Origin of the sequence: Pseudomonas sp. Irchel s3b6, from assembly GCF_900187415.1 — a bacterium.
Lineage (GTDB): Bacteria > Pseudomonadota > Gammaproteobacteria > Pseudomonadales > Pseudomonadaceae > Aquipseudomonas.
On the sequence record NZ_FYDM01000003.1, the window covers coordinates 522,941 to 533,138 of the forward strand.

11 protein-coding genes are annotated in these 10,198 nt (G+C 61.7%); 2 read left to right on the top strand and 9 right to left on the bottom strand.

Going from position 1 to position 10,198, the window contains the following annotated elements; genetic code table 11:
- Positions 1–110 precede the first annotated feature (110 nt).
- Positions 111–668: an NADPH-dependent FMN reductase gene (locus CKW07_RS08370; protein ID WP_095077126.1), complete on the bottom strand. Its 558-nt coding sequence runs from the start codon at positions 666–668 to the stop codon at positions 111–113.
- A 184-nt stretch (positions 669–852) separates the two neighbouring features.
- Between CKW07_RS08370 and CKW07_RS08375 the strand changes: the two genes are divergently transcribed.
- Positions 853–1,089 carry a hypothetical protein gene (locus CKW07_RS08375; protein ID WP_095077127.1) on the top strand — a complete coding sequence of 79 codons (237 nt, stop codon included), beginning with the start codon at positions 853–855 and terminating at the stop codon, positions 1,087–1,089.
- A gap of 88 nt (positions 1,090–1,177) precedes the next feature.
- Positions 1,178–2,071 (top strand): LysR substrate-binding domain-containing protein, encoded by an 894-nt coding sequence (locus CKW07_RS08380; RefSeq protein WP_095144463.1) that lies wholly within the window; start codon positions 1,178–1,180, stop codon positions 2,069–2,071.
- On the opposite strand, the gene CKW07_RS08385 is transcribed toward CKW07_RS08380, so the two are convergent.
- From CKW07_RS08385 to CKW07_RS08420, 8 genes are all read right to left on the bottom strand, one after another.
- Positions 2,037–2,651 carry a GNAT family N-acetyltransferase gene (locus tag CKW07_RS08385; protein ID WP_095144464.1) on the bottom strand — a complete coding sequence of 205 codons (615 nt, stop codon included), beginning with the start codon at positions 2,649–2,651 and terminating at the stop codon, positions 2,037–2,039. The two genes, CKW07_RS08380 and CKW07_RS08385, sit on opposite strands and share 35 nt — an antisense overlap.
- A gap of 14 nt (positions 2,652–2,665) precedes the next feature.
- Positions 2,666–4,921 carry an Orn/Lys/Arg decarboxylase N-terminal domain-containing protein gene (locus CKW07_RS08390; protein ID WP_095144465.1) on the bottom strand — a complete coding sequence of 752 codons (2,256 nt, stop codon included), beginning with the start codon at positions 4,919–4,921 and terminating at the stop codon, positions 2,666–2,668.
- Between the two features lie 285 nt (positions 4,922–5,206).
- A complete protein-coding gene (gene dnaQ / locus CKW07_RS08395) occupies positions 5,207–5,965 on the bottom strand; it encodes a DNA polymerase III subunit epsilon (protein ID WP_095144466.1) in 759 nt (252 codons plus the stop codon).
- A 294-nt stretch (positions 5,966–6,259) separates the two neighbouring features.
- A complete protein-coding gene (locus tag CKW07_RS08400; RefSeq protein WP_095144467.1) occupies positions 6,260–7,033 on the bottom strand; it encodes a 1,6-dihydroxycyclohexa-2,4-diene-1-carboxylate dehydrogenase in 774 nt (257 codons plus the stop codon).
- A 15-nt stretch (positions 7,034–7,048) separates the two neighbouring features.
- Entirely contained in the window at positions 7,049–8,062 is a 1,014-nt protein-coding gene (gene benC / locus CKW07_RS08405) for a benzoate 1,2-dioxygenase electron transfer component BenC (RefSeq protein WP_095144468.1), read from the bottom strand.
- Between the two features lie 10 nt (positions 8,063–8,072).
- Complete coding sequence (gene benB / locus CKW07_RS08410) at positions 8,073–8,561, bottom strand: benzoate 1,2-dioxygenase small subunit (protein WP_095144469.1); 489 nt, start codon at positions 8,559–8,561, stop codon at positions 8,073–8,075.
- A complete protein-coding gene (gene benA / locus CKW07_RS08415) occupies positions 8,558–9,922 on the bottom strand; it encodes a benzoate 1,2-dioxygenase large subunit (protein ID WP_095144484.1) in 1,365 nt (454 codons plus the stop codon). The genes benB and benA overlap by 4 nt, the downstream gene beginning before the upstream one ends.
- Positions 9,923–10,105: 183 nt before the next feature.
- The coding region (locus CKW07_RS08420; RefSeq protein WP_141234440.1) for an IS3 family transposase at positions 10,106–10,198 on the bottom strand (93 nt) is incomplete at its 5' end.

A 10,198-nucleotide genomic window follows, 5' to 3' on the forward strand; every position in this document is an offset into this window, starting at 1 on the left:
CGCAGTCGCTTTATTGGGCGCGCTTCGCGCACCAGCGCGAGCAAGCTCGCTCGCCACGGGTCTCTCACTCGCTTCAAACGGTTCTTGACTGAACAGCATGACTACCAGGGTCAGGCCTTTTTATGCTGCTCGACCCACTCGCCGTAGGCATTGATGAAACTCTGCAAGAACGGCTGCAGTTTCTCCGACAGCTTGCCCGACTCGTCGAAGGCCGAACCGGCATTGCTCAGGTAGGCCTCCGGCTGCTGCATGCACGGCACGTTGAGAAACACCATGGACTGGCGCAGATGGTGATTGGCACCGAAACCGCCGATGGCGCCGGGCGACGCACTGATCACCGCACCCGGCTTGCCGCCCCAGGCGCTCTTGCCGTAAGGCCTGGAGCCGACGTCAATGGCATTCTTCAGCGGTGCCGGCACCGAGCGGTTGTACTCCGGGGTGACAAACAATACCGCATCGCAAGCACTGACTTGATCGCGGAAAGTACTGTAGGCTGCCGGCGGTGTAACGTCGATGTCTTCGTTGTAGAGCGGCAGATCGCCAATCTCGACGATCTTCATGTGAAGGTTTGCCGGCGCCAGTTCGATCAGCGCCTGGGCAACCTTGCGGTTGATCGACTGTTTTCTCAAGCTGCCCACCAGGACAGCAACCGTATAGACCTTGCTCATGGGAGACTCCCGACTATCTGGCTAAAGGAGCCTGTAGTTATAGATGATCCAGCCGCCCCGCAACGACTCCAGATCATGGAATCAGGGCAAAACATTATTTTTTTCCCACGGGAAAACTTACACCGCTTATCGACGGTCTATAGAGCCGCAAATTGAGTGACTTATCTCCAGAGGTTCTAAGCAGATGGCAGCAGTACTCGTCGGACAATTCCATGCAAGAGACGCGCAAGGCCGTGTCTATTCCGTGCATGAGTTCCAGGAATCCACCCCGTCGGCAGAGGGCATCGAAGGCGCTGCGCCCGTGACCACTTACAAGCTGGCCATTGGCGACCGGGTCAACAAGCTCGATGACAATGAATTCCTGCTGGTGCAGTCCAATGTCACCCTCATCCGCGAACCTGAGCCCCGCGTTGCGTCATAACCCGCCTTTATCCGCTGAAGTCACAGGCACGGACTTGGGTTAGGATTCAGCCAATGAATCCTTCACCTGCTGAACATGGACTTCACGCATGCGTTTACGTCATATCGAAGTGATCCAGGCGCTCCTGCAAACCGGCCATCTGGGCACCGCCGCCGAGATGCTGCAACTGCCGGTGGCCGAGGTCGAAGCCCTGTTGCGCGAGACCGAGGGGCAACTGGGCTTCATGCTGTTTGCCAGCGTGCGCGGACGTTTGCAGGCGACCCGCGAAGCCCGTGAGTTGCAGGTTCAGATTGCCCATGTCTACGAAGCACTGGAACCGGTGCAACGCCTGGCCGACAGCCTCAAGCAGTACCAGGCCCCTCCCCTTCGGGTCATTGGCACGCCGCCCCTGGCCCAGCAGTTGCTACCCCAGGGCATTGCAAGCTTGCGGCGGCGCTTCCCGGATGTGCCCTGCTCGCTGCTATGCCTGCCCACTCGCGAGATCGTCAAAAGCCTGCTGCTGCGTGAGAGCGATCTGGGGCTGAGCCTGCATGATCCGGAGCACGAGGACATTCAGTGCCAGGTCATTGCCCAGGGCAAGCTGCAACTCCTGGCGCCCCACGGCTGGCTGCAACCCCGGCAGAAATACATCGGCGTGCAAGACCTGGCCGGCCAGTCGATGGTCGGGCTGGAAGGCCACGACCCGCTCAGCGTGCTGTTCGAGAGCAAGTTGCTGGCATTGCGTCCGGCCCCGGTCGTCCATACCCGGGTGCAGACGCACCAGATGATGCGCAGCATGGTCGAGGCCGGCGAAGGCCTGGCCGTTGTCGACCCCTTTACCGCCATCGGCGCCAGGGCTGGCGGCCTGGACGTCTGCCCAGTGTCACCGGCCGTGCCGATCAACCTCTACGCCCTGACCCTGAACAACGTCGCGCCAACACCGACGGTCGAAGCCTTGCTCGACATCCTCAAGGCACAAGCACAGGCGATGTTGGCGACTTGACCGGGTGTTCCAGCGGGTTGTCAAAGACCCGGTACCAGAACAAGGCCACTTCGGCCGTTTGCGGGTCGATCCCGCGATAACGCAGGTGGTCGATGCCGCCGATCACGTAGCCGCAGCGCTCATAGAGCCGACAGGCGCCCAGGTTGTTGTTCTGGGTTTCCAGCATGATGCCCGGCAGCTTCTTCTTGCGGCTCCAGAACTGCGCAACGTCCAGCAGTGCCTTGGCGACCCCATGGCGACGCGCCGGAGCATGCACCGCCAGCTCGTCGATGTGGGCAAAACCGTTCCAGTTGGTACTGACCACGATGTGCCCCACCGGAAAATCATCCAGGAAGGCCATGAAAATCGCGCTGTCCACCCCATCGCGGTAACTGGCGAACTCCTCGGGGTCGATGCCGTAGCATTTGCGATAAGGCGTAATGGGCTGCAACGGCCACTCGCTCACCGGCGTGTCAATCCGCGCGGCGGCATAGGCCTTGACTTCAAAGCTGAAGTCACTGCACCAGACATACTCGGCAAAACCTTCGTCGGCGACACGCACGGCCAGGCCCGGGTACTTGGGATTGATCACCGGCTGCATACTGGGAAACGTCCTCAAATCTTGATGCAATCGACGGTGTACTGCCGTCCATTGCCCTCGCCTTCATGTTGCAGGCCGTGCACATCGGCAACAAACCCCGGGAAACTGCTATCGAACGTGCGGGCAAATGCCAGGTAATCGATGATCGAGCGGGTCGCTTCGGTGAACCGCTCCCCGGGCATGATCAACGGAATGCCCGGCGGGTATGGCACCAGCATCACCGCCGCGATCCGCCCCTGCAAGTGGTCGATGGACACCGCCTCGACCTCGCCACGCACCAATTGATCATAGGCGTCGGCCGGTTTCAGGGCGATCTCGGGCAGCACGGTGTACATGCGCTTGAGGTGTTTGGCGGTGGCATTGCTGCGATAGCAGGCATGCAGTTGATCGCACAAATCCCGCAGGCCCATGCCCTGATAACGGGCCAGGTCGCGTTGCGCCACACAGGGCAGACAGGTGACCAGGCTGATGTTGGCGTCGTAACTGCGCTTGAACTCCAGCAGTTCGGTGAGCAAGGTACTCCATTTGCCCTTGGTGATGCCCATGGAAAACAGCACCAGGAACGAATACAGGCCGGTCTTCTCCACCACCAGCCCGCGCTCCCAGAGGAACTTGCTGACCACCGCGGCCGGTATCCCGCGTTCGCTCAGCGCACCACCCGCGGTCAGGCCCGGCATGACCAGGGTCACCTTGATCGGGTCCAGCAGCACGTAATCTTCGGCGATGTCGCCAAATCCGTGCCAGTCGGCTTCAGGCCCCAACAGCCAGTCGGCGGTGCTCACCTGGTCAATGCCTTCCACCAGCGGTGGCTGCCAGATCGAGAACCACCAGTCGTCGGCGGCGATGTGCTGCCGCAGATTGGCCAGGGCACGGCGAAAACTCAGGGCTTCGTCGAACATTTCCTGCAGCAGCGAGCGCCCCGCCGGGCCTTCCATCATCGCCGACGCCACGTCCAGCGAGGCAATGATGCTGTACTGCGGCGACGTGGAGATGTGCATCATGAAGGCTTCATTGAAGCGATCGCGGTCCAGTTGCCGCGCCCCACCGTCCTGCACATGAATCATCGACGCCTGGCTGAAGGCCGCCAGCAGTTTGTGGGTGGAATGGGTGGTAAACACCAACGGGCTGTCGGCCGAGCGCGAGGTGCCCATGCCATAACGCCCGGCGAAGAACTCGTGAAAGGCCGCATAGGCGTACCAGGCTTCGTCGAAGTGCAGGACCTCGACACTGTTGCCCAGGGTTTGCTTGATCAGCTCGGCGTTGTAGCAGAGGCCGTCGTAGGTCGAGTTGGTGACCACCGCCAGTTTCACTTTCGCGGGACGACCCCGGGTCAGCGGGCTAGCATTGATCTTGGCCTGGATCGACTCGGGACTGAACTCGCTCAAGGGGATCGGCCCAATGATCCCCAGTTCATTGCGTTCCGGGCACAGGTACAGGGGAATCGCCCCGGTCATGATGATCGAATGCAGCACGGACTTGTGGCAGTTGCGGTCCACCAACACCAGGTCGTCCCGGGCCACCATCGCCTGCCAGACGATCTTGTTGGCGGTCGAGGTGCCATTGATCACGAAAAATGTGTGGTCGGCGCCGAAATTGCGCGCCGCACGGGCTTCCGCTTCCGCCAGCGGCCCGGTGTGGTCCAGCAGTGAACCGAGCTCGGGCACCGACACCGACAAGTCCGAGCGCAAGGTGTTCTCGCCAAAGAACTGGTGAAACGCCTGCCCCACCGGGCTCTTGTGATAGGCCACGCCACCACCGTGCCCGGGGGTGTGCCAGGAATAGTTGGAGTCGGCGGTGTGTTGCACCAGCGCCTTGAAAAATGGCGGCAACAGGCCATCAAGGTAGTTGCGCGCCGCCCGCGCCACCTGGCGCGCGAGAAACGGCACGGTGTCTTCGAACAGGTAGAGAATGCCGCGCAACTGGTTCAGTTCGCTCATGGCATCGGCCGGGGCGTTTTCCAGCGTGACCTGCTCGCCCAGGGCAAAGATCGGCAGATGGGGCGCGCGCAGGCGGGCCAGGCGAATCAGCTCGACCATGTTCTGCAGCAGGTGGGTATTTTCCCCAGCGCCTTCGGCGGCGATCAGCATGCACGCCAGGCCATGGTGGGTGGAAGCCACCAGGCGCCCTTCGGCGTAATCGACGGCCGAGAAAATACTGAAACCTTCCTGTTCCAGCTCCCTGGCGATGCCGCGTACGCGGTCACCGGCTACCGTATCGGCCTTGATGTCGCGGTGGACAATCAGGATGGGAAACTTCAAGTCTTTATACATGGGGGCTCAGCGTCCTGAGACGGCAGACCATGGGCTGCCAATACACTCAGGGTAGAGGGTGGAGGCTGATGTGGCGAGTGAATGCTCCGAAACAGGGCAACCACCCCTCTGTGGCGAGGGTGCTTGCTCCCGCTGGGGTGCGAAACGCCCCTGAAATCAGCCACCGCGGGCGCTCGGATGGAACGCAATTGCCGGATTACGACCGCTTCGCCCGAGCGCGGACCGGCCGGCCGGCGGGAGCAAGCTCCCTCGCCACAACAACCCGCTCGATTCACCGTCTGCCGGTTAGCCTTGCGCCTTGGCCTCGGCCAACTGGGTCCACAGTGCGGGGCCGCCGGCGGACTTGGCGATGATTGCCAGCCGCGCCTCATGCTCGGCCAGTTCCGCTTCGCTGGCGCGAATGATCCGCGTCGGCTGGCGATCCGACGGCAGGCGACGGATTTCACTGGCCTGGCTGCCCGAGCCCTCACCGGAACCATTGCCGTCAGACGCGTTACCGGCCAGGGACAGGCTGGTCTGGCCGCCGGTCATGGTCAGGTAAACGTCGGCGAGGATCTCGGAGTCGAGCAAGGCGCCGTGCAGTTCACGACCGGAGTTGTCGACACCATAGCGTTTGCACAAGGCGTCGAGGCTGTTGCGCTGCCCCGGGTGACGCTCACGGGCCATCATCAGGGTGTCGAGGATCGAGCAGTGCTGGGTGATGTCCGCCCGGTCCTGCTGGCCCATCAGCGCGAATTCGTTGTTGATGAAGCCAACGTCGAACGCCGCGTTATGGATGATCAGCTGCGCGCCCTTGATGAACTCGAAGAATTCATCGGCCACTTCAGCGAAACGCGGTTTGCCCACCAGGAACTCGTTGGTGATGCCGTGGACGCCAATCGCGCCCTCGTCACTTTCCCGGTCGGGCTGCAAGTAAACGTGGAAATGCCGGCCCGTCAGGCGTCGACCGATCAACTCGACGCAACCGATCTCGATGATCCGGTGGCCGTCGGTCACCGGCATGCCGGTGGTTTCGGTGTCGAGCACCACCATCCTCTGAGCCATCTTCGTTCAACCCCTCTTCGTGCCGTTTTGCATAGGGGCGCGATCTTAACACAGAGCTTGAACGGCACGCCGATAGCCGTAATGCCGGTCTGTCCAGGAGATGAAAGCGCATTAGGTAGGAGCGAGCGCGCTCGCGATGGACGTTAACGATTACGCGTATTTTCTGAATAAGCGCGTAGATCTTGAGTTCATCGCGAGCGCGCTCCTCCTACAGAGGTCGCGTTCGTTTAATTGAGCCGCATTACGCCCATAGCCGGTGGTTGTCCCGTCGGGTATCGGCACGGGCGGCGTGACTCAGCCCTGATCGCCACCGCCGACCGGCATCACCAACCCGGTGATGTAGGCCGCGTCGTCGGAGGCCAGGAACAGGATCGCCCCGACTTGCTCGTCGATGGTGCCGTAGCGCTTCATCAGCGTGCTGTCGACGGTCTGGTCGACAATCTGCTGGTACCAGACTTTCTCCTGCGGACTCTGCTCGGCGCTGTTGCGCGGAATCCGCCGGGGGGGTGCTTCAGTGCCGCCAGGCGCCGTGGCGTTGACCCGCACCCCGCGCTCGGCGGTTTCGAACGCCAGGCACGCCGTCAGCGCATTGACCCCGCCCTTGGCCGCGCCATACGGCACGCGGTTGATGCTGCGGGTGGCAATCGAGGAGACATTGACGATGGCACCGCTGCCCTGCTCCAGCATGTACGGCAGCGCGGCATGGCAGCACCACAGCGTGGGGAACAGCGAGCGGCGGACTTCGGCTTCGATCTGCTGCGCTTCATAGTGTTCGAACGGCTTGGCCCAAATGGTCCCGCCGACGTTGTTGACCAGGATGTCCAGTCGGCCGAAACGCTCGATGGCCGCCTGCATCACCCGGTTGCACTCGGCGAACTGCTCGAGGTCGGCGGTGAGGGTCAGCACTTCATGGCGGCGACCCAGTTGTTCCTGCAGCTCGAAGACCAGCTCGGAACGGTCGACCAGCACCAGTCGCGCGCCCTCGGCCGCCATGCGCTCGGCAACCCGGCGCCCGATGCCTTGGGCTGCACCGGTGATCAGCGCGACTTTTTCGTGAAACCTGTTCATGCCGATCTCCTGTGCCTACGCCGCGCTGGCGGCGAATTTTTCGTAGTAGAAGTTTTTCGGTGCAATGCCCTGCTCACGGATGTACTGGCTGACCGCCTCGACCATCGGCGGCGGGCCGCAGAGGTAGACGTCGACGTCACCGTCGTTCAAATGGCGGGGCTCGATGTGCTGGGTCACGTAGCCCTTGAGCGGGTGGACGCTCTGGGGGTTGGCCACGCAAGCACTGAAGCTGAAGTTGGGGATCCGCGCCGCAAAGCCTTGCAAGCGGTCCAGTTCCACCAGGTCGAAGTCGTTGGTCACGCCATAGATCAGGTGCAAAGGATGCGCGCTGCCCTGATCGGCGATTTTCTCCAGCATCGCGGTGAACGGCGCCAGCCCGGTGCCGCCAGCCAGCAGCAGCAAGGGGCGCTGAATGTCCCGCAGGTAGAAGCTGCCCAGGGGTCCGGCCAGGCTCATGCTGTCGCCCGCCTTGGCGATACCGGTGAGGAAACTGCTCATCAGGCCGCCGGGGACGTTACGGATCAGGAAGCTGACCTCGCCGTCACGCTGCAACGAGCTGAACGAGTAGGCGCGTGTCTGCTCGCTGCCAGGAATGCCCAGGTTGACGTACTGGCCCGGCAGAAAGGCCAGCTTGCTCAAGGCCTCGCCCTTGATCGACAGCGCGATGGTGCTGTCCGACAACTGGCGCACCTGGCTGATCGCCGCGCTGTAGCTGGCCTGCTGGGTCCGGCACACGTCCGAAGACGCCGGCACCCGTACCACGCAATCGCTGAGGGCGCGCATCTGGCAGGTCAGCACAAAGCCGGCGTCGGCCTCTTCGCTGCTCAGGGCGTCCTCGATGTACTCCTCGCCCAGCTCGTAACGGCCGGCTTCGGCAAAGCATTTGCAGGTGCCGCACGCGCCGTCGCGGCAATCCAGGGGGATGTTGATGCCCTGGCGGTACGCCGCATCGGCCACGGTCTCACCGGGATTGGCGTCAACGAACCGGGTGACGCCGTCTTCAAAATTCAGTGCAATGGAATGAGCCATGGCGAGCGCCTCACAAATGGTAGACATCGATGACCTGGCGAACGTAGTCGTTTTTCAGGATCACTTTCTTGGCCTTGATCAGCGGGCTGTCACCACGCACGTCGAGGGTGTAGAAGCTGCTGCCGAAGTAGCTGTCGACGGTCTTGTAGCGAAAGCTCAGGGTGTGCCAGTTGAAGCGCACCTTGCACAGGCCCTCGGCCTGTTCGAGCAGCTCGATGTTGCTGATGTTGTGAGAGGTGCGGGTGTCCGGCACGCTGGCACTGGAACGCTCGGTCTTGATCCGGAAGATCCGGTCTTCAAGCCCCATGCGGTTGCCGTACCAGATCAGCGAGATTTCCCGCTGCGGATCGCAGGTCAATTCGTCGTTATCGTCCCAGGACGGCATCCAGAAGCTGGCGTCGGCGGCATACAGCTCCAGCCAGTTGTCCCAGTCCTTGTCGTCGAGGTAGCGCGCTTCGCGGTAGAGAAAATCGCGCACGGCGTCGTAGGTCATGTTCATGCCAGTTCCTCCACCTTGATCAGCGCCGACTGCTCTTCGTTCAGGGCCTTGAGCATGGTTGCCTGCCAGTACTTGTGTTGCAGCACGAACAGGCCCTCGTCTTCGGTGCGTACGCCACTGAGCAGCGGATGCAGGTCGATTTCCCTGGCCGCCTCATCGGCACCCTCGATCCAGTGCTCGGCACCACGGGACATATCGTTCCAGGTGCTGGTACTGCCCTGGTAACCCATCTGGCAGGAGCGGAATTCTTCCAGGTCGTCCGGGGTCGCCATGCCGCTGACGTTGAAGAAGTCTTCGTACTGACGAATCCGGCTCGAACGCGCCGCGTCGCTTTCACCTTTGGGGGCGATGCAGTAGATGGTGATTTCGGTGCGGTTGACCGAGATCGGCCGGGCAATGCGGATCTGCGAGCTGAACTGGTCCATCAGGTACACGTTGGGGTACAGGCACAGATTGCGCGAATTCTCGATCATCCAGTCGGCGCGGGCCTGGCCGAAGTCCTTGGCAAGTTCGTCGCGGCGCTCGTACAACGGACGGTCCTCGGGGTTGGACCAACGGGTCCAGAGCAGCATGTGGCCCTTGTCGAAGGAGTAGAAACCACCGCCCTGCTTGGCCCAGGTGCCGGCGCTCATGGTCGGGTTCTCGTCACCGCATTCGCGCTGCTTGCGCTGGTTCTGGGTGGCGGCATAGTTCCAGTGCACGGAACTGACGTGGTAGCCGTCGGCGCCATTTTCAGCGGTGAGTTTCCAGTTGCCTTCGTAGATGTAGCTGCTGGAGCCGCGCAACACTTCCAGGCCATCGGCGGACTGGTCGACGATCATGTCGATGATCTTCGCCGATTCGCCCAGGTGCTCGACCAACGGCACCACGTCCGCCTTGAGGCTGCCGAACAGGAAGCCGCGATAGGACTCGAAGCGTGCCACCTTGGTCAGGTCGTGGGAGCCTTCGCAGTTGAAACTGGCCGGATAGCCCGCCGCAGCCGGGTCCTTGACCTTGAGCAGTTTGCCGGAGTTGTTGAACGTCCAGCCGTGGAATGGGCAGGTATAGGAAGATTTGTTGCCGGTCTTGTGTCGGCACAGCATCGCACCGCGGTGACTGCAGGCGTTGATGAAGGCATTGAGCTCGCCGTCTTTGTTGCGCGCAATGAAGATCGACTGGCGGCCCATGGTGGTGGTGTAGAAATCGTTTTTGTTCGGAATCTGGCTCTCGTGGGCGAGGTACAGCCAGTTGCCTTCGAAGATGTGCTGCATCTCGAGATCGAACAAGCGCGGGTCGGTAAACATCTCCCGCTTGCAGCGGAAGAGGCCCTGTTCTTTGTCATCTTCGAGCAGGGAGTGAAGGTATTCGGGTCGCAGGGACATGGCCGCCGCCTCCATTGTTTTTATTCAGGCAGGCTCATGCTAGGGCGGGTGTCGGCGCGGCAATATCCGCTGGGTGCAGATCGTTATCCGTTTTGTGCAAGGCGCACGAATGGCTTGGCAAGTGTCGGGCCGATCGTTCCCATGCTCCCTGAACTGACCCCACAAAGTTGGACGATTTTCTATCTATGCCTGAGCGGCCTGAGTTCTGTATTCAACAGGACTCAGGCCGTTTAGCTTCAGTCTGATACGCGAGTGATTGTAATACTGGATGTACTC

Bases quoted from the DNA above. Each gene is read 5' to 3' on its own strand.
- CKW07_RS08400 (WP_095144467.1), bottom strand. From the start codon at position 7,033: ATGAACAGGTTTCACGAAAAAGTCGCGCTGATCACCGGTGCAGCCCAA.
- CKW07_RS08375 (WP_095077127.1), top strand. From the start codon at position 853: ATGGCAGCAGTACTCGTCGGACAATTCCATGCAAGAGACGCGCAAGGC.
- CKW07_RS08385 (WP_095144464.1), bottom strand. From the start codon at position 2,651: ATGCAGCCGGTGATCAATCCCAAGTACCCGGGCCTGGCCGTGCGTGTC.
- CKW07_RS08390 (WP_095144465.1), bottom strand. From the start codon at position 4,921: ATGTATAAAGACTTGAAGTTTCCCATCCTGATTGTCCACCGCGACATC.
- benB (WP_095144469.1), bottom strand. From the start codon at position 8,561: ATGAACATGACCTACGACGCCGTGCGCGATTTTCTCTACCGCGAAGCG.
- CKW07_RS08380 (WP_095144463.1), top strand. From the start codon at position 1,178: ATGCGTTTACGTCATATCGAAGTGATCCAGGCGCTCCTGCAAACCGGC.
- dnaQ (WP_095144466.1), bottom strand. From the start codon at position 5,965: ATGGCTCAGAGGATGGTGGTGCTCGACACCGAAACCACCGGCATGCCG.
- benC (WP_095144468.1), bottom strand. From the start codon at position 8,062: ATGGCTCATTCCATTGCACTGAATTTTGAAGACGGCGTCACCCGGTTC.
- benA (WP_095144484.1), bottom strand. From the start codon at position 9,922: ATGTCCCTGCGACCCGAATACCTTCACTCCCTGCTCGAAGATGACAAA.
- CKW07_RS08370 (WP_095077126.1), bottom strand. From the start codon at position 668: ATGAGCAAGGTCTATACGGTTGCTGTCCTGGTGGGCAGCTTGAGAAAA.